The sequence below is a fragment of the Pseudoalteromonas sp. APC 3355 genome (assembly GCF_030407615.1).
GTDB lineage: Bacteria > Pseudomonadota > Gammaproteobacteria > Enterobacterales > Alteromonadaceae > Pseudoalteromonas > Pseudoalteromonas distincta.
This window is the reverse complement of the sequence record NZ_JASDDB010000010.1, coordinates 79236-104994: the sequence shown is the minus strand read 5'-3', so window position 1 is coordinate 104994 and position 25759 is coordinate 79236. Positions and strand designations below refer to the sequence as shown.

General features: G+C 40.1%; 18 protein-coding genes. 12 read left to right on the top strand and 6 right to left on the bottom strand.

Annotated features, from left to right (window positions below):
* Positions 1-63 precede the first annotated feature (63 nt).
* The 3 genes from acnB (at position 64) to QMA08_RS14145 (ending at position 4741) form a co-directional block, all read left to right on the top strand.
* Entirely contained in the window at positions 64-2661 is a 2598-nt protein-coding gene (acnB, locus tag QMA08_RS14155) for a bifunctional aconitate hydratase 2/2-methylisocitrate dehydratase (protein WP_039488618.1), read from the top strand.
* A 200-nt stretch (positions 2662-2861) separates the two neighbouring features.
* Positions 2862-3494, top strand: coding sequence for a 2OG-Fe dioxygenase family protein (locus QMA08_RS14150; RefSeq protein WP_002958808.1), 633 nt, complete (start codon positions 2862-2864; stop codon positions 3492-3494).
* Between the two features lie 11 nt (positions 3495-3505).
* Positions 3506-4741 carry a cysteine desulfurase-like protein gene (locus QMA08_RS14145; protein ID WP_024606516.1) on the top strand — a complete coding sequence of 412 codons (1236 nt, stop codon included), beginning with the start codon at positions 3506-3508 and terminating at the stop codon, positions 4739-4741.
* Positions 4742-4761: 20 nt separating this feature from the next.
* On the opposite strand, the gene QMA08_RS14140 is transcribed toward QMA08_RS14145, so the two are convergent.
* Positions 4762-5466: a 2OG-Fe(II) oxygenase gene (locus tag QMA08_RS14140; RefSeq protein WP_290174768.1), complete on the bottom strand. Its 705-nt coding sequence runs from the start codon at positions 5464-5466 to the stop codon at positions 4762-4764.
* Between the two features lie 33 nt (positions 5467-5499).
* On the opposite strand from QMA08_RS14140, the gene QMA08_RS14135 reads away from it, so the two are divergent.
* Positions 5500-5898, top strand: a complete 399-nt coding sequence (locus tag QMA08_RS14135; protein ID WP_039488613.1) for an acyl-CoA thioesterase — start codon at positions 5500-5502, stop codon at positions 5896-5898.
* 143 nt (positions 5899-6041) lie between these two features.
* Positions 6042-6557 (top strand): sigma-70 family RNA polymerase sigma factor, encoded by a 516-nt coding sequence (locus QMA08_RS14130; protein WP_039488612.1) that lies wholly within the window; start codon positions 6042-6044, stop codon positions 6555-6557.
* 79 nt (positions 6558-6636) lie between these two features.
* On the opposite strand, the gene QMA08_RS14125 is transcribed toward QMA08_RS14130, so the two are convergent.
* Together QMA08_RS14125 and QMA08_RS14120 are read right to left on the bottom strand one after the other, a co-directional pair.
* Positions 6637-7521: a metallophosphoesterase gene (locus QMA08_RS14125; RefSeq protein WP_290174767.1), complete on the bottom strand. Its 885-nt coding sequence runs from the start codon at positions 7519-7521 to the stop codon at positions 6637-6639.
* A 54-nt stretch (positions 7522-7575) separates the two neighbouring features.
* Positions 7576-10272, bottom strand: a complete 2697-nt coding sequence (locus QMA08_RS14120) for a TonB-dependent receptor (protein ID WP_290174766.1) — start codon at positions 10270-10272, stop codon at positions 7576-7578.
* Positions 10273-10688: 416 nt separating this feature from the next.
* Here QMA08_RS14120 and QMA08_RS14115 point away from each other — a divergent pair, with 416 nt between their 5' ends.
* From QMA08_RS14115 to QMA08_RS14090, 6 genes are all read left to right on the top strand, one after another.
* On the top strand, positions 10689-11663 hold the full coding sequence (locus QMA08_RS14115) for an aldose epimerase family protein (RefSeq protein ID WP_290174807.1): 975 nt from the start codon (positions 10689-10691) through the stop codon (positions 11661-11663).
* Positions 11664-11850: 187 nt separating this feature from the next.
* Positions 11851-14598, top strand: coding sequence for a TonB-dependent receptor (locus QMA08_RS14110; RefSeq protein WP_138489952.1), 2748 nt, complete (start codon positions 11851-11853; stop codon positions 14596-14598).
* Between the two features lie 192 nt (positions 14599-14790).
* Positions 14791-16317: a tryptophan halogenase family protein gene (locus QMA08_RS14105; RefSeq protein ID WP_290174765.1), complete on the top strand. Its 1527-nt coding sequence runs from the start codon at positions 14791-14793 to the stop codon at positions 16315-16317.
* A 12-nt stretch (positions 16318-16329) separates the two neighbouring features.
* Positions 16330-17091: a SapC family protein gene (locus QMA08_RS14100; RefSeq protein WP_290174764.1), complete on the top strand. Its 762-nt coding sequence runs from the start codon at positions 16330-16332 to the stop codon at positions 17089-17091.
* Between the two features lie 53 nt (positions 17092-17144).
* Entirely contained in the window at positions 17145-18623 is a 1479-nt protein-coding gene (locus tag QMA08_RS14095) for an SLC5 family protein (RefSeq protein WP_002958818.1), read from the top strand.
* 321 nt (positions 18624-18944) lie between these two features.
* The gene (locus tag QMA08_RS14090) at positions 18945-21077 is read left to right on the top strand and encodes an alpha-galactosidase (RefSeq protein ID WP_290174763.1); all 2133 of its coding nucleotides are present in this window, start codon (positions 18945-18947) and stop codon (positions 21075-21077) included.
* 160 nt (positions 21078-21237) lie between these two features.
* Here QMA08_RS14090 and recG read toward each other — a convergent pair whose 3' ends face one another.
* From recG to asnC, 3 genes are read right to left on the bottom strand one after another with little or no spacing between them, the layout of a single operon-like run.
* The gene (gene recG, locus QMA08_RS14085; RefSeq protein WP_290174762.1) at positions 21238-23319 is read right to left on the bottom strand and encodes an ATP-dependent DNA helicase RecG; all 2082 of its coding nucleotides are present in this window, start codon (positions 23317-23319) and stop codon (positions 21238-21240) included.
* Between the two features lie 58 nt (positions 23320-23377).
* Entirely contained in the window at positions 23378-24064 is a 687-nt protein-coding gene (trmH, locus tag QMA08_RS14080) for a tRNA (guanosine(18)-2'-O)-methyltransferase TrmH (RefSeq protein ID WP_007580009.1), read from the bottom strand.
* A gap of 41 nt (positions 24065-24105) precedes the next feature.
* Entirely contained in the window at positions 24106-24564 is a 459-nt protein-coding gene (gene asnC / locus QMA08_RS14075) for a transcriptional regulator AsnC (RefSeq protein WP_024595831.1), read from the bottom strand.
* Between the two features lie 197 nt (positions 24565-24761).
* Between asnC and asnA the strand changes: the two genes are divergently transcribed.
* Positions 24762-25757, top strand: coding sequence for an aspartate--ammonia ligase (gene asnA, locus QMA08_RS14070; RefSeq protein WP_290174761.1), 996 nt, complete (start codon positions 24762-24764; stop codon positions 25755-25757).
* Positions 25758-25759 lie beyond the last annotated feature (2 nt).

Sequence of the window (25759 nt, the reverse complement as noted above, 5' to 3'; positions counted from 1 at the left end):
TGGGTAACTTATTTGCGCCCAAAGCGCTACCGGATACTTTCACGTCACCAAGAGGGCAATATTGTGCTACAAGAATATCGTAAACACGTAGAAGAACGTGCCGCGTTAGGTATCGTACCAGCGCCATTAGATGCTCAGCAAACTGCTGATCTTATTGAATTAATAAAAAACCCACCTGCAGGTGAAGAAGAATTCATTTTAGATTTGTTCATTCAGCGTATACCAGCTGGTGTTGATGATGCTGCTTATATTAAAGCGGGATTTTTAGCAGCTGTAGCTAAAGGTGAAGCTAATTCTCCACTTGTTTCTAAAGAAAAAGCGGCAGAATTATTAGGTACAATGCTGGGCGGTTACAATATCGCGCCAATGATTGACCTACTTGATGACGAAACACTTGCACCAATCGTAGTTAAAGGCCTTTCAAATACATTACTTATGTTTGATGCGTTCTACGATGTTGAAGAAAAAGCAAAAGCGGGTAATACATTCGCTAAGCAAATTATTGAGTCTTGGGCAAATGCAGAATGGTTTACTAATAAGCCAGCTGTTGCTGAAAAGATCTCAGTTACTGTATTTAAAGTAACTGGCGAGACAAATACTGATGACTTATCACCAGCACCAGATGCATGGTCTCGTCCAGATATCCCACTTCATGCTTTAGCAATGCTAAAAATTGAACGTGATGGAATTACACCAGACAAGCCAGGCGAAGTAGGTCCAATCTCTCAGCTTGAAGAATTAAAAACTAAAGGCTTACCACTTGCATATGTAGGTGATGTTGTTGGTACTGGTTCTTCTCGTAAGTCTGCAACTAACTCTGTACTTTGGTTCATGGGCGATGATATCCCATTCGTACCAAACAAGCGTGTTGGCGGTGTATGTCTAGGTAATAAAATTGCTCCAATCTTCTTCAATACAATGGAAGATTCAGGTGCATTACCAATCGAATTAAATGTTGATGAGCTTAACATGGGTGAGCAAATCGATATTTACCCGTACGAAGGTGTTGTTAAGAGCCACGGTACTGACAAAGTAATCTCAACTTTTGAACTTAAATCTGATGTAATTTTAGATGAAGTTCGTGCTGGTGGTCGTATACCACTTATCATTGGTCGTGGTTTAACTGACAAAGCACGTACATCACTTGGCCTAGGTCCAACTGATGTATTTAAAGTACCAACAGTGACAGAAGTTTCTGAAAAAGGCTTCACACTAGCGCAAAAAATGGTTGGTAAAGCGTGTAACGTTCCAGGTATTCGCCCAGGCCAATACTGTGAACCTAAAATGACAACTGTTGGCTCGCAAGATACAACAGGTCCTATGACACGTGACGAACTTAAAGACTTAGCATGTTTAGGTTTTTCTGCAGATTTAACAATGCAGTCTTTCTGTCATACGTCGGCTTACCCTAAACCAATCGATGTAAACACTCACCATACGCTTCCTGATTTCATCATGAACCGTGGCGGTGTGTCACTTCGCCCTGGTGATGGTGTAATTCACTCATGGTTAAACCGTATGTTATTACCAGATACTGTAGGTACTGGTGGTGATTCACATACACGTTTCCCATTAGGTATTTCATTCCCAGCAGGTTCGGGTGCAGTAGCATTCGCAGCAGCTACAGGTGTTATGCCTCTTGATATGCCTGAGTCAATTTTGGTTCGCTTTAAAGGTGAAATGCAACCAGGTATCACTTTACGTGACCTTGTACATGCAATCCCTTACTTCGGTATTAAAGAAGGTTTATTAACAGTTGAGAAAAAAGGTAAAATTAACGAATTCTCTGGTCGTGTACTAGAAATTGAAGGCGTTGAACACCTAACTGTTGAGCAAGCGTTCGAACTATCAGATGCATCTGCAGAGCGTTCTGCAGCAGGTTGTGCGGTTAAACTTTCTAAAGAGTCTATCGCAGAATACCTAGAATCAAACATTGTTATGCTTAAATGGATGATCTCTGAAGGTTACGGCGATGTACGTACTATTGAGCGTCGTATTACTGCAATGCAAGATTGGTTAGCTAACCCAGAACTAATGGAAGCTGACGCTGATGCAGAGTACAAACATGTACTTGAAATCGATTTAGCAGATATTAAAGAGCCAATCCTTTGTGCTCCAAATGACCCAGATGATGCACGTTTATTATCTGATGTTACTGGCGAGAAAATCGACGAAGTATTCATCGGTTCTTGTATGACTAACATCGGTCACTTCCGCGCAGCAGGTAAGTTACTAGATGGCTTTAAAGGTCGTATCCCAACTCAGCTTTGGGTTGCCCCGCCAACTAAGATGGATAAAGATCAGCTTACAGACGAAGGTTACTACGGTATCTTTGGTCGTGTAGGTGCACGTATCGAAACTCCAGGTTGTTCACTATGTATGGGTAACCAAGCACGCGTTGCAGACAAAGCAACGGTTGTGTCTACCTCTACACGTAACTTCCCTAACCGTTTAGGTAATGGCGCGAACGTATTCTTAGCTTCAGCAGAACTTGCTGCAGTAGCGGCTATTTTAGGTAAACTACCTACTCCAGCTGAGTACCAAGAATACGCAGCGAAGATTAATGCAACGGCTGCAGATACTTACCGTTACTTAAACTTCCACCGTATGCCTGCTTACACTAAAAAAGCAGACAACGTGATTATTCAACAAGCTGTATAACTTTTAGAGTTTGTTTAAAAACCCGCTTCGGCGGGTTTTTTATTGGCTAAAACAAATATTAGATAGTTCATGCTTCTTTTTTTGTATTATTGTATTAACTCTAGTCTTAAATTACTTTTAAAGTAATTAATCGCGCAAAAATTCCTATCAAAATGCATTAAAATCCTTATCAATATTCTCATTATTTTAGGCGAGATTTTATGACAGCATTAAACAACCAGAATTTATTGCAACTACGTTTTGTTAACCAAGCAAATATTGATTTGGTTAAACCTTCTTTTGATAACCTTCCTGCAAACCTTTATGCAGATGGTGCCTTTCGTAAACGTCGTTATTCAGTAGTAAAAATGCAAAATGGTGAAATAAAGCTACAGCAAGCCAAAGCATTTGTTCAAGATGATTCAATTAATACTTTTCAAGGTAATGTAGAGCGTACTTACGAAAATTTAGAGCAAAGTTTACTTGAGTCAGAGGGCATGAAAAGCATTGTAAATGAGTTTCGCCAACTTACCGGTATTGATGAGCAGCGTGATATTGAAATTCATCAGTTCCGTATGCTTGCCATCGATAGCGATACACCTGCAGCGCCAGAAGGCGTGCATCAAGATGGTTTTGACCATGTATGTATATGCGGTGTTTCTCACGAGAATTTAGAAGGTGGCGAACTGCTTGTATACGAAAACAAGCAAGCTGAGCCTTGTTTTAAAATGGAAATAAAAGACGGCATGTTTGCATTAATAAACGACCGTCAAGTGTGGCATAACGCAACACCTATGAACAAAATTGATGCTAGCAAACCAGGTTACCTGGATTGTTTTGTATTAACGTCTTAAGGAAGTTAGGCATGAACATAACGCAATTACGTGAGCAGTTTCCAGCATTAATGCAGAACGTTGATGGTAAATCGCCAATATTTTTAGACGGACCAGGTGGCTCGCAGGTACCAACATCGGTGCTTACTGCGATGACAGCTTATTTAGGTCATTATAATTCGAACTTAGGTGGCGCGTTTTTTTCAAGTGATAAAACGGTTGAGTTGATGGCGAATGCGCGCCAAGCCGCCGCTGACTTACTTAATGCACCTAGCTCACAACAAATTGTGTTTGGTCCAAACATGACCAGCCTTACGTTTAGTTTTAGCCGTGCAATTTCACGCGACTGGCAGGCTGGCGATGAAATAATTGTAACCAATGCCGATCATTTCTCAAATGTATCGTCGTGGCAACAAGCTGCAGAAGATAAAGGCGTTAAAGTTAATACGGCTTTAATTAATGAAGCTGATTGCAGCTTAGATATGGTGCAATTTGAAAGCTTATTAAACAGCAACACTAAGCTTGTAGCGGTAACGTATGCGTCAAATACCACAGGTTCAATTAACAATATCAAACGTATTGTAGAGCTTGCTCACGCTGTAGGTGCACTTGTTTATGTTGATGCCGTACACTATGCACCGCATGAACTTGTTGACGTACAAGCACTTGATTGCGACTTTTTAGCGTGCTCTGCGTATAAGTTTTTTGGCCCGCATTTAGGTATGGTTTATGGTAAAAAAGAACATTTAGACGGGTTTACGCCTTACAAGGTTGAGCCAGCTAAAGACGTAGCACCAGGTCGCTGGGAAACCGGCACGCAAAGCTTTGAAGCAATGGCTGGTTTTATCGCAGCTGTTGATTACATTGCGGCGATTAGCGAACTTGACGATAGCCACTCACGTCGCGAAAAGTTAAGCGTTGCTTTTGCTAAAACTAAGCAGCACGAAATGGCGCTTAGCGAACACTTTTTAACGCGCTTAGTTAATTATCCACGTATTAAGTTATTTGGTATTGATGATTTTGATCGCCTTAATGAGCGTACACCTACTTTTGCTTTAATTTTTGAAGGGCTTGAGCCACGCGCCGTTTCAGAATTTCTAGGTAAGCAGCATATTTGCGTGTGGGATGGTAATTTTTACGCGCAAGGGTTGTGCAAGCAATTAGATGTGCTTGATAAAGGCGGCGTAGTGCGCATTGGTTGTATGCACTACAACACCATTGAAGAGCTAGATCAGTTGTTTAATTTATTTGATGAACTGCTCGGTTAAATAATACTGATTTTGGTGCGCTAACTCTTAGGCGCACCATATATTTGTTCTGCACGGTTAAACAATACCCACGAGGTTAAAATATACTTATCGTTTGATACTGGCTTATTGCCTCTATGAGTATGTGTAAAGTAGCCAGGTGCTATTACCATAGTGCCTTTTTTAGGGGCGATTTTACGGTTTTGATAATAAAACTCTGTTTCACCACCTTCCTCTACATCGTTTAAGTAAAACATAAATAACAACACGCGATGCAAAGCTTCATTGTGCTGTAGCTGCGGATAAACTTCACTGTGCCAGTAAGGGTAGCCACCTTTGTTTACTTCGTATTTTTGCGCTTGAATGTTACCGAGTCTAAAAATTTGCTGAACTAAAACGGGTAATTGCGGTTTACCCACTTCTTCAAAATTCTCTTGGGTTAAATCGACTACCTCACCTGTTTTTGGATGATAAACCTTTAAGCCAAATGCCCCAATCATCATAAAAATATGCTCTTCAACATACTTAAAAACATGCTGTGCAGTCGTTTGTTGTATATGTTTTAATTGTTGTGCATATTCGGGGTGATTATTTAAGTGCAGGTCGTGGCTGTCTTTTTTCTTTAAGTCGATACCGCCCGATGTTACCCCTTGTCTTACATGCGGGCTTTGCGCGAATGTGGAAATAAATTCATCGCAAAACTCATCGCTTAATGCGTTATCAATAACGCGTATAAAGTCCGTCATGGTTTACCTTTATATAATTATTATTGGATTTTTATGTTTATTGAAAAAGTGATGCCGCGCTTTAGCGAAACAGATGCACTCGGACACATTAACAATACCGTACTCCCTGTATGGTTTGAAGTCGCACGTGGACCTATTTTTAAGTTTTTTACACCGGACTTAAATCCACATGATTGGAAATTGATTATCGCCAAAGTTGAAGTGTCGTTTGTAGGCGAATTATTTTATGGCCACGAAGTGACCGTAAAAACCTCTGTAGAGCATATAGGAACTAGCTCTTTTACGCTTAGGCAAGAAGCATGGCAACACGATAAATGCTGCGCAATAGGCAAAGCTGTGATGGTGAGGTACGATTTTATTGCTAAATCAAAGCAAGCGCTTAGCATTGACGAAAAAGCAGCGCTTAACGAGCACATTACTGCTGAGTTATAACTTAGCTAATAAATGACCTTTTAGTGACAAACGCTTGGTTTGTCATATTCTTAGCATAATTGAATGCTAAATTAATCCTCTTAAATACAACTGCTAACACAGTTGTTTTTACTTTTGAATTAAGAGGTTTTTAAGGTCATTTTATGATTATCGAATCATTTTTTGAAAAGTTATATACCGAGCACAACGGTGAACTAAACCGTAGAGTCCGTGATTTTTTTGGGGCAAGCCTTAGCGATCATGAAGATTTAGTGCAAGAAGCATTTAGTAATATGTTATCGCATCAGCATATTGATAAAATAGAGTTTCCGAAAGCTTATCTGCTTCGTTCAGCTATTAACATTGGTTTAAATTATCGTTCTCGCTTTAAAAACACTCAACATTTTTTAGACGATACCCGCGATAATATTGATGAGCCACTATGTACGCAAGGTAGCCCTGAGGATCTATGTAGCATGAATTTGCGAATTGAATATATTTCAGATGCGATGAATACGCTTACAGATAAGCAGCGAGACCTTATTGTACGTAGTCGTATTCATGGTGAAACATATCAACAAATTAAAGTGGCAACAGGGTTTAGCCTAGGTGATATAAGCCGCCAAATGCAAAGTGCTATTGAGCAATTGCATAGCTACATAAGTGCCAAAAATGCGTGACTAAGTTCCCTAGTCACGCTAATTCTCTCCTTGTACGCGTTATTATATAGAGCCATAGGTTATCTTCGTTTTATTGCGGTTATTTAATGGGAAGAACCATTGAAGGCTGCCTCCCTTGACCATTAATTTTAAGTTGGGTTAGCGAAAATTCAAGAGTGCTAAATGCAGTTGTATCGGTATCAAGCATCGCATGAAAAGTTACAAAGTGAATGCCGTCTTTTTTTGCGTAATTACCTACATGGTTATGACCATTAAACCATGCTTTTACGGCTGGATACTGGCTAATAAGGGTTAGCACTTCTTGCGCGTTCCATAGGTTATGGTTGTTCTCAGGAAAAATAGGGAAATGACTCAGCAGTACTACAGGTTGCTCTTTTACTTGCGCTACTTTTAGTTTTTCTTCTAACCACTTAAGTTGTTTTATACCAATTGCGCCATTCCAATCTTCGTGCCCTTTATATTGAGAGTTAAACAAGGTCATATTTTGTTGATGTTTTTTACTATTTTTAGGCCATGCGTAAGTGCTCACATCGTTGCCATCTAATGCGATAAAGAGCCAGTTGTTTATTTCAAAACTGTAATAGCGAGATGGCATGTTTAAAGTGTTAGTTATGCGCATTTTAAACTTATCATCTACCGAGAATTCATGGTTTCCTAATACATGATAAAGGGGAGTATTAAGCGACGATGATATTGTATTTAACGGGGTAAAACTTTTAAATTCACGGTCGATAAAGTCGCCTAAATGCAATACACCCGATAAAGGCTGCGCATTAAATTGCTCAACTGCCGTACTCAATTTTTGAGGGCAAGATGTATAGTGTCGAGTACCTTTATTGGCTTGTTCTGCATATTGGCAATCGGCAATAACACCTAAAGTAAATGTGTCATTTGCAGCAATTGATGGGCAGCAAACTAAAAGCAATAATAAATTAATGAGAAATGAAATAGTGTATTTTTTCATAACTTTTTTCCTTAAAGTAACTGGCTGCAAAAGCAGCCAGTTTAGAGGTGAGAGCTAAAATTTATACGACATACCTAACGCAAAATTACGACCACTTTGTGAGTAAGATTGAGTTCTGTGATCAAGGAATTGGCGAATTGCTTCATCCGTTAAATTTGTTGCTTCAAAGGTTATTTTTACTTGCTCTGTAATATTCATGAACGATTTAAAATCAACAAACGTTGTTTCATCGTATCCTGCAACAATGTTTTGCTCTGAGCCTTCCCCTGTAATATATTCATCACGATAAGAGCTCGAAACACGCATGCCCCAATGCGGCGTTTCATAATAAAGGGTAAAGTTGTGAGACAGCTCAGATAAGCCAGGAGGAGTAACGCTTATGCGTTCACCTTCGTTAAATAAAATAGTTTCGCCATCAGCAATGGTTACATTACCTAGCATTCCTAAGTAATTAAATGGCTCTGGTAAAAAATCAAAGTCCATTTGAAACGCAACTTCTAAACCAGTGACATCTGTAGAATCACCATTTATCGGTTGTGAAACGGTAAACTCAGATTGCGCATTTACGCGAGGGTCAAAGTCTAAAAACTCTAGAGGGTAACCCGTTTGCTCATAAGGTAGAGTCACTGATTGCTGGACAATAAATGACTCCATATCTTTATGAAACACTGCAATAGCTAAGCTTGACGAATCACCATAAAACTCAAATGATGTTTCGAATGAATCAGCAACAAAGCGCTCTAAGTTAGGGTTACCAGCACTAATAAATTGATCTGCAACACCCACTTGTCCTGCGGCCTTTAATTGATTTAAATTAGGTCGAGAAATATTGCGATTAGCACCAAGGCGTACTAACCAATTATCAGAAATATCAGCAACAACATTTAAGCTTGGTAGTAAATCGGAATAGGTTTTACTAAATTCAATTTGTTCAAAACCGGTTCCAGTATTAACTTCCCCGCTCGATGTTTGTTCAGTTTCGTACCAACGTAAACCTAAGTTACCTCTAATTGGGAAGTTACTTATTTCGGTGTTCCATACATACTGTGCATAAACCCCAATAGTATCTTCTTCAATTTGATATACAGTACCAGGGCGATTATGAGAGGCGTCTAACTCGCGAGAAATTAAACCTGTTGCAACAACACGCTCAAAAGTAGCTTGGTTATCTGCAATAACATAGTCATATAAAATTGGAATACTAGTTATTTGAAAAACAGCTTCAGGTGAATTTGGGTCATTTTCCCAATCAACACGGTCTCTGCGTTCAAAACCATCTGATTGATAGTTTTTAGACTGAAGACCAAACTTAAATGAATGCACATCATTAAGTTCGTAATTAAAATCAACTTGATACGTGTTGTATTCATTGCTTATTTCATCTTCGCGGACATCAGTTCGCATTAATGCCCACTGGTCAACGTCGGTAATATCAAAGTCGTAAGTATTTTGACCATATTTAGCATTGCGCCAATCAACAGAAAACGCATGATCGACAGATTCACTAAAAACTTTATCGTTTATAGGCTGCTCAAAAGTAGATTTTGATAAACCAAACATGGTTGTCATGTATAGTTTATCGGTTAGTTCAAAATTACCACTGAGTGATATTTGGTGAAAATCAGTTTCGCCAAAACTTACTTTTGACTCAGTACGTAAATCAAGACCTTCAAATGAGGCGTATACTAAATCGTCACCTTCAATGGCTGCATCAACGAGTAATTGATTTGCTGTCACATCGCCAGTAAATGCGTTTGTGCCCGCTGTTGATAATTGATTTTCAATGCGATCGTTAGATAGCTTTCCGTACAAAATATCCAAATCGAAAGACATTGCATCAGAAGGTTGCCACTGAAATGCAGCGGTAATACCGGTACGTTTTCGAGTATTAGCCCAAGATGCAATGTTATTAGCGCGAGATACAAACACACGGTCATTACCCGTGGCGTTGACTAAACGGTTTTTGATATCGCCATCAACTGAATCTGCAACATTATCATCACCAAAGCTCGCTTGCTTCCAAGACCACACATGATAGCCTTCTTCAATCGTATCTACTTCAGAATAAGCAACCGATACGAGCGCACCAAAATTCCCCCAAGTATTCGATAACAAACCAGCAAAGCGAGGGTCTGAATGCTCTGTTCTATCATTATAAATACCTTTTACACTTACAGCACCTTGTAGTCCTTCTTCAGAATTATCAAAAGGTTTTGCAGTATGTAAGTCAACAGTACCGGCAATACCCCCTTCATCTAATGATGCATCATACGATTTATACACATCTACGCGATTAAATAGTTCTGAGGCAAAAATACTGAAATCAAAATCTCGAGAGCGGGATGCACCGCCACGTTGGTCAATACCTGAATCGCTTGTAAAAAGTGCTTCCATGCCATTTAAGCGTGTGCGTGTAAAATTAGGACCCAAGCCACGTAGCGATATTTGACGACCTTCACCTGAGTCACGCGAAATAGATACACCCGGTACTCGCTGTAATGACTCTGCTAAGTTAGCATCAGGGAATTCGCCAATGTCTTCAGCGAGTATGCTGTCTTGCGAGCCAATGGCATTTTTTTTGAGCTCTTTACTACGGGCTAGGTTAGAGCGGTAGCCTGTTACCGTGATCGCTTCCATTTCTTGCTGAACTTTATCACTTTGAGCTGCATGTATAGGGCTGCTTGCTAATACAAATGTGCCAGATACAGCGCCAACTAATATGCTCAGTTTATTAAGTTTAAATGGGATCATAATTCCTTTCTTCTCTCAGTTAATGTTTATAAATACTAAAAACAAAGTGCACACGCAGCGATTAAGCTGGATTAAATGGTGCAGACATCAACTAAACAAACTAGGACTGATAATTTTCCAAATAAAAGAAAGGTTTAATAAAAACTTAACATATGTCAATTAATTGAGTTGCTTAAGTCTACACTTGCATTGAACTTTTTATTTGATGGTTAATTAAGAGGCTTTGGGGGTAAAAACGATAAATATTCAATCTACTCGCCTCGTGTAAATAAATAATGGCAGCTGTAAATTTTTGTCGAGAAATTTTAACGTATTTAGATTGAGTTGCAGGCTCCAATTATATACTATTTATATTATATATTGTTGCGCCGTTATAACAGGAAATGTTAATTCGGTAATTTGATTGGAGTATGCGTGTGACATCTATTGCCAGTAACCAGCCTTTACAAGTTATTCAGCTCAGTGATGGTAAGAATTTAGCAGCTGAAATTTTGCCGTTTGGCGCAATAATAAAAAGCATTAAATTTAAAAAACAAGAAATGACGCTTAGCGTCGATGATCCTCAATATTATCTTGAAAACCCATTTTACTTAGGCGCTACAGTAGGTCGATACGCTAATCGTATTGCAAAGGGGCGTTTTAACTTATCTGGTACGCAGTATCAACTAGAGGCAAATAACGGTCCTAATAGCCTACATGGCGGTGTTAAAGGTTTTAATAAAGTACTTTGGCAAGTAACTAAACAAACTGAAAGTGAAGTTGAGCTTTATTATTGCTCGCCCGACGGCGAACAAGGTTTCCCCGGTGAGTTGCAGGTTTGGCAAACTATTAGCGCTAAAAACGGCGAGCTTACTCTGCACTTTAAAGCGCTAACCAATAAAGAAACGCTCGTTAACTTTACTAACCATTGCTATTTTAATCTTGATGGCAGTGAGTCAATTAATGAGCATCTTGTTCAAATTAATACCGATCGTTACCTTCCTATTGATACAACTAGTATTCCACTTAATGAAGCCGCTTTAGTTTGCGGTACCTGCTTTGACTTTACTAAGCCAGCTCAAGTTGGTGAGGCCTTAAGTGCTGTTCATCCTCAGCTAGAAGCTGGAAATGGCTTTGATCACTGCTATATTTTTAATGATGACAGCAGTTTAAAGACGATGGCTACATTAACTTCGCCACACACGAACGTTAGTTTAACCCTTAAAAGTACGCAGCCAGGCATGCAGCTTTATACCGCAAACTTTGTTGGTTCGCCTTTTAAAGCACGGCAAGCTTTGTGTTTTGAAGCGCAAAATTGGCCAGATGCGCCAAATCGTGAAAATTTTCCAAAGGCTAATTTATTGCCAGCAGAGAAATACGAACAGGTTATTATTTACGCTTTTTCTGAGTGAATACAGCTCTTTAATGTTAATTAAAAGAAAACCAAAAGAAAATATACGGTAATTAAATGCTATCCATAATTAAGGAAAAGGTTGCACTTTTTGCCAGTTTAAAGTATTTATAATATAAATAGTATTTGAAACTATACGCACTACCACAACGACACAACGACTACACACAATCAGGAGTTTTTAAAAAATGATAATTAACAATAAGTTATCGTTCAACAAGAAAACCGCGCTCAGTATTGCTATCACTGGTATATTGGCAAGCGGAAGCGTTGCAGCTCAAGGCGCTGAAGGCAATACGCCTACAGTAGTAAATGAAGATGTTGAAGTTATCGCAGTAACGGGTATCCGCAGCAGCTTACGTTCATCAATGTTAGATAAAAAAGCATCTAATGTTGTTACAGACGGGATTAAAGCAGAAGATCTTGGTAAATTTCCTGATTTAAACGTAGCAGAGTCTCTGCAACGTATTACAGGTGTGGCAATTGACCGCAGTGGTGGTGAAGGCCAAGCGGTAACTATTCGTGGTTTTGGTCCACAATTTAATACTGTACTTGTTAATGGTCGTCAAATTGCGACAGACAGTGCAGGTCGTGAATTTAATTTTGATGTATTGGCGGCGGATCAAATCACCGGTGCTGATATTTATAAAAGTAATACAGCAACGCTTCAAGAAGGCGGCATTGGTGGTACGGTTAACGTAACTACAGCACGCCCTTTTGATTTTGGTGGGTTACATATTTTAGGTTCAGTTAAAGGTATGTACGAAAGCCTTTCTGAAGAAGTATCTCCATCAACATCATTTTTAATAAGTAATACGTTTAACGATGACAAGCTAGGTGTGCTTTTTGCCATAACTAATCAGCAACGTAAACTTCAAAACAACCAAATTTTAACGGCAGGTTGGCGCGGTGGCCAAACAATATCTAACCCAACTGATGGTGTATTGTTTGAAAATGCCTACATACCACGTAACTGGGACCAAGTAGTTGATGAGCAAGACCGTGAACGTACAAACGCAAGTTTAGTACTTCAATATGCGCCATCTGACGATGTTACGATTACGGTTGATGGAATGATTTCAAAATTTGAAGTTGATTCGTCAGTGCGTGATTTAGCATCTTGGTTCGAACCAGACCGTGTAGGCAGCGCAACAATTGATGCTGAAACGGGTACGCTTTTAACTTTCTCTCAAGAAGTTGGTTTAGGCGCACCAAGTGGCGACCCTGCAAGTGATTTTGTATCACACACGCGTAACTCACGTGACGTAACCAACAAAGCATTTGGTATTAACGTAGATTGGCAAGTAAATGATTCATTAAAAGCAAAATTTGATGTATCTCGCTCAACAGCTGAAAACGACCGTGCAGGTAATGATCGTTTTAACGTAGTGGGTATTATTAACAGCTATACTTTTGACGGTACAGGCAGCATTCCTACCGTACAGCATGATGGTTTTGAAAATGGTTCATTGCCAGATCCAAGCCTAGCGCGTCTTCACTACAATGAAATTGGTAACCAATTTACTGATGAAGATGAAATCACTGAAGTAAAAGCCGATTTTGAATACGTGCCAGATAAAGGCCCAGTAGAGCGTATTAACTTTGGTGCTTATCGCCAAGAGCGTGAAAAATCTAGCTTCCAAATTTTTGGTAGCCAATGTCAATTTTGTGGTTACGGTACACAAGCACCGCTTGATGAAATTGATTTTGAAGCATACACAGCGAGTAATTACTTCCCTGGTTTAATCGATACATTTTATAGCTACGATGGCGATAAAATGCTTGATTACTTAGCCGATCAAGGTTTTCCAGTAGAGCCAACGCTACAAAATAACCGTTACACAATTAACGAAGACATCACTAGCTTATACATGGACTTTACGCTTGGTTTTGACCTAGCTGATATGCCGGTAACCGTTAATATGGGTGCTCGTTACTCAGAAACCGATATTGAAGTTGCTGCTATACAAAGCTTTATTAGCGATGTAGTTCCAACGTCAGATGCGACATTGTTTGCTAACGTATTTGGTCCTGCGACTAATATTGAACAAGGTACTAGCTACTCAAACTTACTACCGTCTTTCAACGTTAAGCTTGAGCTACAAGATAATATGATTTTACGTTTTGCCGCGTACGATAGTATTACTCGTCCAACTATGTCTCAGTTATCTCCTGCGACAAACTTTAACGAACCACGTCGTCAAAACTTAACGGCAAGTGGTGGCAATCCAGCACTTAAACCATTCCAATCAGAAAACTGGGATATCTCTTACGAGTGGTACTACAACGATGCTAACTTATTTAGCTTTGCGGTATTTAGTAAAGAAGTTGACGACTTTATTGTTACGTTAACGGGTGCAGAAACATACGAAATGTCTGACCGTTCGGGCCCTGATTTTGCGTGTACTACATGTACAGACCAAACAGATGACGAACTTATTGGTAGCTCAGAAGTTTACACTGTAAGCCGTCCTCAAAATGGTGAGTCTGCAACCGTAACCGGCTTCGAAGTGGGTGTTACTCACATGTTTGAAAATGGTTTTGGTTTTATCGCTAATGCGACTGTTGTGAATAGCGACATTAGTGTAGGTGATGATACAACTCAAACATTTGCACTTGAAGGTTTGGGCGATTCACAAAACTTAGTATTGTTTTATGAGCAAGACAACTGGCAAGCACGTGTTGCATTTAACAACCGTGAAGGCTTTTTACGCTTAGTTGATAACGGCTTCAATGGTGAACCAGTGAACGTAGAAACGTACGGCCAGTGGGATATTAGTGCAAGCTACGATATTAACGAAAACTTCACTATTTTTGCAGAAGGCATCAACATCACTGAGGAAGAGTTAGTACAAACAGGTCGTTTTGCTAACCAAATTTATTCAGTGGAAGATAATGGCTCACGTTACGCGTTTGGTATTCGCGGATCGTTTTAATTAATGTTTGAGGCGAACTTCTCGCCTCTTGTTTCATTGCAGTACATTAGTGCTAATACCAATTAGGTTAATTTAACAGTAATGTATATTAGTTAACCTAATTGGCTAAAATGAAGCCACATTAAATCCAAATGCCCTACCGGGCATTTGTTGTATAAAACGTTATCAAAGATACTCAAAGAGTAGTCCATTATGAATAAAACAATAAAAACAATCGCAGTAATTGGTGGCGGCACAGCAGGATGGTTGAGCGCTGCAATTATAGCTTCGTATCACCAAGGTAAAAATGGTGATGGCTTAAAAGTGATGTTGGTTGAATCGTCAGATATTCCAACAATTGGTGTAGGTGAAGGTACCTGGCCCACTATGAAAAACACACTTCAGCAAATAGGTTTGCGTGAAGTTGATGTATTTAAAGCCTGTAACGCTACCTTTAAGCAAGGTGGTAAATTTGTAAATTGGACGCACGGCAACAACGACTTTTACTACCATCCATTTACTGTACCGCTAGGCTACGGCCGCATAGATTTAGCTCCTTATTTAGATAATGTTGAAGACTTTGCACAGCAAACTAATTTTCAACATGATATTTGCGAAGCAAGCTTAGCCCCAAGAGGTATAGCGCAGGGTGAATATCAAGGTAATTGTAATTACGCTTATCACTTAGATGCCGGCGCTTTTGCAGAAATGCTTAAACAGCATTGTAAAAGTAAGCTTGGCGTAGAGCATATTATTGGTACTGTTGATCAGGTAAAACTTGATGACGATGGTGCAATAAATGAGCTTACTCTAAAAGATCAAACCCGCATTATAAGCGCCGATTTATTTATAGACTGTACTGGTTTTTCATCATTGTTATTAGGCCAAGCGCTCAACGTACCGTTTAAAAAAATGGACCACGTGCTATTTAACGACAGCGCACTGGCGATGCAAGTTCCTTACGATGAAAACGATGACTCCTTAGCCAGCCATACCATAGCAACAGCTCAAAACGCTGGATGGATTTGGGATATAGGTTTAACGCATCGTCGTGGTGTAGGGCATGTATATTCAAGCAAATTTTTATCAGACGATGAAGCAGAGCAAAACTTACGAAACTATTTAGGCGATGCAGCAAACGGTTTAACTGCCCGTAAAATTAGCTTTGAGTCGGGCTACCATGAGAAGTTTTGGCATAAAAACTGTGTTGCAGTGGGTATGTCAGCAGGGTTTGTAGAGCCGCTTGAAGCAACCGCTATTATGCTTGTTGAAATTTCAGCACGCTTTGTAGCAGAGCATATGCCAGCAGATACACAAGTAATGCCTATTGTAGCTAAACGCTTTAACGAGCAAATGGACTACCGCTGGCAGCGCATTATCGACTTTTTAAAGCTGCATTACATGCTAACCAAGCGCCCAGAACCTTACTGGCAAGCACATGTGCAGCCCAATACTATTCCACAAACCCTGCAAGAAGATTTACTTCTTTGGGGAAGCCGTGGCCCGCTTATTCAAGATTTTCATGGCGCATTAGAGTTATTCCCAGCCGCCAGCTACCAGTACGTTTTATATGGTATGGGCTTCAAACCAGACTTTACTAAACAGGCTTATTTGTATTCACAAGACGCGCAAGCCAAACAAATAATTGAACGTAACAGCCAGCTTACACAGCAGATGTTGCAAACTTTGCCGCCACACCGCGCTTATATTGAGCAGTGGTTAGCGGCTAAACCAGTTTAAGGATGTGTAACTATGGCTATTAGTGAACTAGTAAACACCAAACACCAAACATTAAAAATTAACCCTAATGCAGGTGTTGAATATGCAAAAACGCAGCATTTAGTTAATTTAAGAGCTAACGAAGTGGCAAAAGCTGCATGCGACTTACCTATATTTTTAGCGCGAAATGCGCAAAACGGCAGTTATACCGTATCGGGTTTAACAAGCTTTAGTGCTGGGCAAAGTTTATTGGTTAATAACAACCAGTGGCAGGCGCTTTACACACCGGTATGTATACAAACTCACCCTCTTTATTTAATGACCCGTGAAGCAAATAGCAGCGACTACTTTATTGCGATTGATGATCAAAGCTCAGCCGTAAATACGCAGCAAGGCGAGGCACTATTTGATGCTAAAGGTAACCCAAGCTTATTTTTAAATTCACAGCAAAAGCTACTTGAAAGCGATTTAAAAAATGATTATCAAACGTATCAATTTACCCAGGAAGTAGCGCGCTTAGGGCTTATTAAAAACATAGATATTATATTGCAGTTTGAACAAGGCGAAACCCAAACTATTCAAGGTTTGAGCACAGTTGATGAAGACAAACTGCAAACTTTAGATAGCGATACCGTTGCAAACTTACACAAGCAAGGTTACCTAAGTGTGCTTAACAGTATGCTTATTTCACTGTTTCAGTTAAATGCATTGGTAAAGCTGCACAACCAACGTCCCGAACTTATGCCTTTAAAGCAAATTAAGTTAGAACTAAGTCGAGATGCGCACGCGCTGTAGCGTGCACTTTTTTATTACACAGACATTGCGCGTAACGCGTAGGAGACACACACATGTCAGATAACATTTTACAGCTGGTGGTTTTTGTTTTTGTCACCGCTTTAATTGGTGGCCTTACTTATTGGAAATGCCGAGGCCAAAATCGTAATAACGGACAAAGCCAAACCAAAGAGTATTTTTTAGCAGGTGGTGGCCTTACTTGGATGTTTGTTGCAGGTTCAATAACACTTACTAACTTAAGCACCGACCAACTAGTAGGTATGAATGGTAACCAAATGGCTTTGCTTGTTTGGTGGGAGCTTGCGGCGATTATTGGCTTAATTATTTTAGCTAAGGTCTTCATTCCTGTTTATTACAAATACAATTGTACTACCACCACAGAGCTTTTAGAAAAGCGCTATAACAATAAACATATTCGCGCTGTTATTGGGGGATTATTCTTTTTAGGTAATGCACTTATTTACATGCCAGCGGTAATTTACTCAGGTGCGCTGTTTATGCAAACCATGTTTAAGGTTGATATTCCGCTAATGTATATTGCCACCGCATTTGCCATTGTAGGTGCTATTTATGCGTTTTTTGGTGGTCTACGTGCAGTTGCAGTGTCTGATACTTACAACGGCTTACTGGTACTGGGTATGGCGGTTTTAGTGGTATTTTTAGCATTAAATGCCATTGACTACGACTTTACGGGCATTCCAGAGGAGCGCTTAACACTCATCGGCGATGCTGATTCACCTATTCCATGGCCAACACTTTTAACCGGTATGATCTTTATTCAAATGTATTACTGGGGTACTAATCAAACAATTACACAACGAGCCATGGCTGCTCCTAATGTTAAAGAAGCACAAAAAGGGATATTTGCCGCAGCGGGAATTCGTTTTTTAATCGTCCCTGCCATTGTGGTATTACCGGGTATTATTTCGTTTAAACTTTACGGCGATATTGGCGACGCTGCTTATGGTCGAATTGTAGGTGATGTAATGCCAGCATGGTTAACCGGTGTGTTTGCAGCGGCAATGGCAGCGGCAGTGCTGTCTACTTACAACAGCTTATTAAATTCAGCTACAGCACTATATGTGTGTGACATTCACGAAGCTTACTTTAATAAAGAGCCAAGTGTTGTAAAGCTAAGTGGTTACGTAACATTGCTACTAACAAGCTTAACACTGGTACTTGTACCAATTTACCAGCAAGCCGACAGTATTATTAACTTACTACAGCAATTAAACGGCTTATTAAGTATGCCTATATTCTCAATTTTTGTAGTGGGCTTATTATTTAAAAATGTTGATGCACGTGCAGGTATTGCAGCAGTAATTTTAGGTGTTGTAATGTACGGCATGCTTACGTTTGCAAACTCACCACTACATACTGACATTCATTACATTCACTTAATGCCAATTACACTGATTGTATGTGTAGCTTTTGCATTGATAGTAAATAAAGTGGTATTTGGTTTGAATGCGCAGTGGGCAGGTAAAACACCGGCACTTGATGACGCAGGACAAGTACAAGTACAAAAATAGATTGTAAATAGTTTAAGCTGACAAAATCGGTCATGGGGCAACTCTGGCCGATTTTTTATATATATTAAAAGCAATAACAGAGCTTTAAAGTAAAGGTTAGTTTAATACCTTTTATTACAGTGGTACTTCCAGTGAGTTTATCTGACTATTTGCGATGTAAAGACTATCAAAACCTAATTTGTATGATATATACTATTATTATTGAGTGTCACCATCTGATAGATTGTGGCTCAAGCAAAGAGATACATTTAGTAAATAGTGTAGCTTACTAATTTTCGTTATATTTATAACTCACACAATGAACAAGAGGATAGGAAAATCATGGCCGACACTAAATCATTTTATCGATTAGACAGTGTAAACAGCACCGTTATTTTCGACTGCCAGAGCAAAACACCGGCGTTACTGTACTTTGGTAAGCGCCTATCTGAGCAAACAACAGAAACAATGCTTACTCAGCTTGCTACCCGTCAAGAAGTAAAATGTGCCGTGGTTGAAGAAGCGCCTATTTCTCTATCTCCTTTATTAGGCGAAGGCTTTACTGGCGCGCCAGGGCTTGAGCTAGTAAATGACTCAATCGCATGGTCAGTTGGGCCAGAGCTTCAAGAAGTGCGTCAGCCTTCAAGTGCGACTGTTGAGTTTGTAAGTGTAGATAAGCTTCGTGGTATTGAAGTCGTGCACAGCATTACGCTTGACAACAACAGTGACGTACTAAGTGCACATACTGTATTAACTAATTTAGGTGACTCACCACTGAGCGTTAATTTTTGCGCTGCGCCAACATTTCAATTGCCAGATAGCGTAAGCAAAATAGTGAGCTTTGAAGGTCGTTGGTCAAACGAATTCCAGCGTCAATCGGTTGATTTAGTGCTTGGAAGCTTTGTACGTGAAAACCGTAAAGGCAAAACATCACACGATGTGTTTCCTGGTTTATTAGTGCATAACGAAAATGCAGGCGAGCAACACGGCGAATGTTACGGCTTTCATTTAGGTTGGAGCGGCAACAATAAACTACGCGCAGAGCTTCTAGCTGAAGGTCGTCGTTATGTACAAATGGGTGAGCTATTACTTCCTGGTGAGCTTACGCTTGCTAAAGGTCAAACGTATCAAAGCCCGAGCATTTATGGCTCGTTTTCAAGTGAAGGTTTTAGCGCGCTTTCTCGTAATTTCCATCGTTTTGTTAAAGCTAATTTACTTAGCCAAGCGCAACGTGAAAAAGCGCGCCCTGTGCATTACAACACGTGGGAAGGTATTTACTTTGATCACGACGTAGACACGCTTAAGCAACTAGCCGACAAAGTAGCGCCGTTAGGTATTGAGCGTTTTGTACTTGATGATGGCTGGTTTAAAGGCCGCCGTGGCGACAATGCAGGCTTAGGTGATTGGACTGTAGATTATAAAATTTACCCCGATGGCTTATCGCCAGTCATTGATCATGTTAATAGCTTAGGTATGGAGTTTGGTATTTGGTTTGAACCAGAAATGGTCAACCCTGATAGCGATTTATACCGCGCGCATCCAGATTGGGTTTTAAGCTCAGAAAATAACGAGCAGTTAAGCTTTAGAAATCAGCTCGTACTTGATTTAACGCGCTCTGAGGTTGTTGAGTACCTATACAAAGCGATTGACGATATTTTAGTTGAATACCCAACTATTAAGTACATTAAATGGGATATGAACCGCGATATTAACCATGCGGGTAATTTTGATGGTAAGCCAGCAGTGCACCAGCAAACATTAGCACTTTATCGTTTAATTGACCGTATTAAAGCGGCGCACCCAGGGCTTGAAATAGAAAGTTGTTCGTCAGGTGGTGCACGTGTAGATTACGGCGTACTTGCACACACAGACCGTGTATGGACGTCAGATTCAAACGATGCGCTTGATCGCCTTGAAATACAGCGTGGATGTTCGTTCTTCTTTCCATCGTCGGTAATGGGTGCACATGTAGGCCCACGCGATTGCCATATCACAGGGCGTAATGTGAGCATTGAAATGCGTGCTGCGGTATCAATGTTTGGCCACATGGGCATTGAAATGGACCCACGTGAGCTGACTAATCACGAATTCAATGCACTTAAAGCGGCAATAGCACTTCACAAAGAGCATCGTGAGTTTATTCATAGCGCCGATTTATACCGCCTAGATAGCGACGATTTATCAATTAACTTTGGTTTAATCGATGCGCAAAAAACAAAAGCGTTATTTGCCTATAACAGCGTTCGCGAAACACCGCGTACAGCGCCTAATAAGCTTCGTTTTGTTGGCCTAGATGCCGATGCGCAGTACACACTTAATTTAGTGTGGCCGGTTAAATTTGAAGAGTATCGCCCATCTTCTATTGCTGCGGTAAATGGTCAAACATTTACCGGTGAAGCGTTAATGCAGTTTGGTTTACAAATGCCAATCTCATTCCCGCAAACATCGCTTATATTTGAGCTTAACAAAGCGTAAATTTAACTAAGAGCAGTAAAGGGCGAAAATCGCTTTTATGCTGCTCTATTGAGATATCAGGAGTCAGCTCTATATTGTTTAGAGCTGACTTTTTTATATCCTTAGTAAGCTAATTTAGTAAATTAACTTAGTAAACTCAAAAGTATAGAAAATAGAGTGGTTACGCTTGCGCGTAATTTTGCTTGTTACCCAACCAACGTTGAATTAGTGGGTCAACAGCCTCTGGGTGTTGCTTAAGCATTTGCTGTGCAATCGGTCTTACTTGATTAAGTATGTGCTTATCGCGGGTAAGATCGGCAATTTTAAACTCGGCTAACCCTGTTTGTTTTGTACCGAGTACTTCACCAGGGCCACGAATTTCTAAATCGCGCTCTGCTATCACAAAGCCATCGTTACTATCGCGTAGTACACCTAATCGCTTTTGAGCAGTATGAGACAGTGGTGCGTGGTATAAAAGCACGCAATGCGATGCAGTAGCGCCACGGCCAACCCGCCCACGTAACTGATGCAGCTGTGCTAAGCCTAAGCGCTCGGGGTTTTCTATAATGATTAAGCTCGCATTAGGGACATCTACACCAACTTCAATAACCGTAGTGGCTACTAATACGTGTATATTACCTGCTTTAAACTCGCTCATAATGGCTTGTTTTTCAGCTGATTTCATTCGCCCATGTACTAAGCCTACGTTTAGCTCTGGTAATGCTTCTTTTAACTGCAGTGCACTGTCTTCGGCGGCTTGGCATTGCAGTACTTCAGATTCATCAATAAGTGTACACACCCAATAAACTTGGCGGCCTTGCTCGTTACACGCTAATTTAACGCGGGCAATAATATCGTCTCTGCGAGTATCAGGAAGTGCTACTGTTGTGATTGGCGTACGCCCAGGTGGCAGCTCATCAATCACAGAGGTTTCTAAGTCGGCATAGGCGGTCATGGCGAGTGTGCGTGGAATGGGTGTTGCGGTCATGACTAGTTGATGAGGGTAACAATCACCAAACTTACCCTTTTCGCGTAGTGATAAACGCTGGTGGACACCAAAGCGGTGTTGTTCATCAATAACTATAAGCACTAAGTTATTAAACTTAACTTCATCTTGAAATAAGGCGTGAGTACCTACAATCATTTGCGCTTCACCAGAGGCTATTTTTTCAAGTGTTGCTACGCGCTCTTTGCCTTTTGTTTTACCGCCAAGCCAAGCAACTGTTATACCTAGTTGATTAAACCACGTTGTAAAATTAACACCATGTTGCTCTGATAAAATTTCAGTAGGAGCCATTAAAGCGACTTGAAAGCCCTGCGCAATGGCTGTTAGTGCACTAAGTGCTGCTACTAGGGTTTTACCAGAGCCTACATCGCCTTGTACTAAACGCATCATGGGATACGCGTGTTGCATGTCACCTTTAATCTCAGCAACTACGCGGCTTTGCGCATTTGTGGGTGCAAAAGGAAGTTGCTCTAAAAATTGGCTTTCTAATGTGTTTACCGGATTTAATGCCACGGCTTTAACTTGTTGCCCTTGCTCTCGTACTTTTAATAAGCTGAGGTTTTGAGCAAGTAACTCCTCAAATACAAGGCGCTGTTGAGCAGGGTGAGTACCTTGCTCTAATGCAGTTACATCAACATCATTTGGTGGGCGGTGCAGTAATAATAGTGCGTCACTTAGCGGCATATTTGATGGCTGCCACTGTGAAGGCAGTAGTTCTTCTACTGAGTATTTATTTAGTAAATCAATAGCTTGCTCGCTTAAAGCTCTAATCGATAGTTGCTTTAAGCCTTCGGTTGTTGAATAAACGGGCGTTAATGTTGTCGCTACCGGCTGCTCGTTAGAGGTATCGCTGATGCTGTATTCAGGATGACTCATTTCAAAGCCAACACGGCCACGGCGCACTTCACCAAAACAACGTATTATTTTACCAGCGCTAAATGCGTTTTTTTGTGCGGCGGTAAAATTAAAAAATCGTAGTGTTAGCCTGCCAGTACCATCATTGATTTGGCAAACAAGCATGCGCCTTTTTCCAAACGTGATTTGGCTTGTTTCAATTGTTGCTTCAACACTCACGTGGCTGTGCAGTGACAACTCATTAATCGCGTATAAGCGAGTGCGATCTTCATAGCGAAGTGGCAAATGAAAAAGCATATCTTGCACAGTTAAAATACCTAGCTTTAACAAACGCTCAGCCATTTTTGGGCCGACCCCTTTGAGCTCTGTAATTGGGTATTGATTTAAGCTAGGTTTAGACAAATTATATCAATCTTATTATTTGTGAATAAGTTAAGTGTACTTACAGAGCTTTAGTCCATCAAGTATGTTTTAAAGCTTGCCAAAATTGCTCGTCAGCGACTATTTCGCCGTTTTCATCAAGTGCAGGATAAGGTAATTTTTTTTGTTTACACTGCCTTGCGATAATAGGGTGGCAGCCTTCAAAGTAAAGTGGATGTTTAACTTCGGCGCTCAACATATCTCTATTATATAAACCAGCCAGCTCGCGTTGGCGCTGTGCTTCAAACAATATTAGCGCAGCAGCAACTGAAACATTTAGTGATTGCACCATGCCTTGCATTGGAATAATAATATTTTGATCGGCATATTCTAGGGCTTTTTCTGATATCCCTGTTTTTTCTTGTCCAACAATAATAGCCGTTGGCTTGGTGTAATCTACTTCTCTAAAGTCAACGGCATCTTCTGATAAGTGAGTTGCTAATATTTGTATTTCTGGATTGCGTTCACGCATTGCAGTAACAGCATCATCAATATTTCTATGTAAGTGCGTCTCTAGCCAGTTTTTACTGCCGCCTGAGGTATTGTTTGTTAGCCATTTTTGCTTCTCAGGCCATACAGCATGTACGTGATGGCAACCAACCGCATCAGCACTTCGTACTATTGCAGATAAGTTATGGTGTTTGTGCACATCTTCTAAACACACGGTTAAGTCTGTTTGACGGCGCGAAAGTACGTCTTCGATTCTTTGATAGCGAGTTTGCTGCATGGTTATCCTCTTTTTTCGGCAATTATACGAGATTTTTGCAGTTAAGGCATTACCGTACGGCTAATTGGATTTTGTAGAGAAATAAGTGTTTCTGTTGACTGAATGGCTTCTATTGCCTGTATTTTATTAATCAGCACATCTTGTAAGTGATCAATGGACTTTGTCATTACCTTTATAAATATACTGTAGTTACCTGTTGTGTAATAAGCCTCTACCACTTCCTCCAATGCTTCTAGCTTTATAAGTGTTTGTGGGTAGTCACGTGCGTTATTTAAATTAATACCTATAAAGCAACACACATCGTAGCCTAGCTGTTTAGTATTAATCGTTAATTGGGTGCCTGTAATGATTCCTGCTTGCTTCATTTTTTCAATTCTTACGTGAATTGTCCCAGCGCTTACATTAAATCTTTTTGCTAATTCGGCGTACGCAGTACGGGCATTTTCCATTAATGCATGAAGTATCTGTTTATCGAGATTATCGATTAAATAATTTTCCATTATATTTTTATCATAAAATTATCGAATATATGATTTTTATACCACTTAATTGATGGTTTTAATATGTTAAAGCTATTTTTATTATGGGATATTGAATTAATTCATCAAATCGTTACATTAACCTCATTAAAGGCGCTCATTAGGGCGCTTTTTATCAATTAAGCAAGTAACAATAACTGGGAATGAGGCCAATTATTATGAGTTCACACTATGTGCAGCAACAGCAGCAAATAAGTAAAGTTAAGCATTTTTTTTCACAGCAACTTGAAACCCAACTTGGGCTGGTTGAGGTTCAAGCCCCTATTTTGGCTAAAGTAGGTGACGGCACGCAAGATAACTTAAGCGGCCATGAAAACGCAGTTGCTGTAAATGTAAAAGCGATTACAGATAGCCGCTACGAAGTGGTGCATTCATTGGCTAAGTGGAAACGTAAAACACTAGCAACTTATGGCTTTGGTGTTGGTGAGGGTATTTACACTCAAATGAAAGCTTTGCGCCCAGATGAAGATTCATTAAGTCCTATTCATTCTGTATATGTTGATCAATGGGATTGGGAAAAAGTAATTAACGAAACCACAGAGCGTTCGCTGGCAACACTAAAGCAAACTGTTCAATCTATTTATAAAGGGATAAAAGAGACGGAAGCTTTTGTAAGTGAGTCTTATGGTTTGACGCCTTTTTTACCGGATGACATTAAATTTGTGCACAGTGAAGAGCTACGTAAAATGTACCCTGACTTTAGCGCTAAACAACGCGAAAAAGCCATTGCACAAGAATATGGTGCTGTATTTTTAATTGGTATTGGTGGCGCGCTTGGTGATGGCAAAATCCATGATGTAAGAGCCCCAGATTACGATGATTGGTCTACGCCAACATGCGAGCAATACATGGGTTTAAATGGTGATATTTTAGTATGGAATCCAGTACTTGAAGACGCCTTTGAAATTTCATCAATGGGTATACGTGTAAGTCCTGAAGTTTTAAAAGCGCAGTTAAGGGTTACTGGAGATGAAGACCGCTTAGAGTTTGATTGGCATAAAGCGCTACTACAAAGTAAATTTCCGCAAACAATTGGCGGTGGAATAGGGCAGTCGCGCTTGGCTATGCTCTTGCTACAAAAGCAGCATATTGGTCAAGTACAAGTGGGTGTATGGCCGCAGCAAACACATGCTGAGGTAAGCGGTTTACTTTAAAT

Coding starts and splice junctions, on each gene's coding strand:
- QMA08_RS14150 (WP_002958808.1), top strand. CDS start 2,862: ATGACAGCATTAAACAACCAGAATTTATTGCAACTACGTTTTGTTAAC.
- QMA08_RS14145 (WP_024606516.1), top strand. CDS start 3,506: ATGAACATAACGCAATTACGTGAGCAGTTTCCAGCATTAATGCAGAAC.
- QMA08_RS14140 (WP_290174768.1), bottom strand. CDS start 5,466: ATGACGGACTTTATACGCGTTATTGATAACGCATTAAGCGATGAGTTT.
- QMA08_RS14135 (WP_039488613.1), top strand. CDS start 5,500: ATGTTTATTGAAAAAGTGATGCCGCGCTTTAGCGAAACAGATGCACTC.
- QMA08_RS14130 (WP_039488612.1), top strand. CDS start 6,042: ATGATTATCGAATCATTTTTTGAAAAGTTATATACCGAGCACAACGGT.
- QMA08_RS14125 (WP_290174767.1), bottom strand. CDS start 7,521: ATGAAAAAATACACTATTTCATTTCTCATTAATTTATTATTGCTTTTA.
- QMA08_RS14120 (WP_290174766.1), bottom strand. CDS start 10,272: ATGATCCCATTTAAACTTAATAAACTGAGCATATTAGTTGGCGCTGTA.
- QMA08_RS14110 (WP_138489952.1), top strand. CDS start 11,851: ATGATAATTAACAATAAGTTATCGTTCAACAAGAAAACCGCGCTCAGT.
- QMA08_RS14105 (WP_290174765.1), top strand. CDS start 14,791: ATGAATAAAACAATAAAAACAATCGCAGTAATTGGTGGCGGCACAGCA.
- QMA08_RS14100 (WP_290174764.1), top strand. CDS start 16,330: ATGGCTATTAGTGAACTAGTAAACACCAAACACCAAACATTAAAAATT.
- QMA08_RS14095 (WP_002958818.1), top strand. CDS start 17,145: ATGTCAGATAACATTTTACAGCTGGTGGTTTTTGTTTTTGTCACCGCT.
- QMA08_RS14090 (WP_290174763.1), top strand. CDS start 18,945: ATGGCCGACACTAAATCATTTTATCGATTAGACAGTGTAAACAGCACC.
- trmH (WP_007580009.1), bottom strand. CDS start 24,064: ATGCAGCAAACTCGCTATCAAAGAATCGAAGACGTACTTTCGCGCCGT.
- asnC (WP_024595831.1), bottom strand. CDS start 24,564: ATGGAAAATTATTTAATCGATAATCTCGATAAACAGATACTTCATGCA.
- asnA (WP_290174761.1), top strand. CDS start 24,762: ATGAGTTCACACTATGTGCAGCAACAGCAGCAAATAAGTAAAGTTAAG.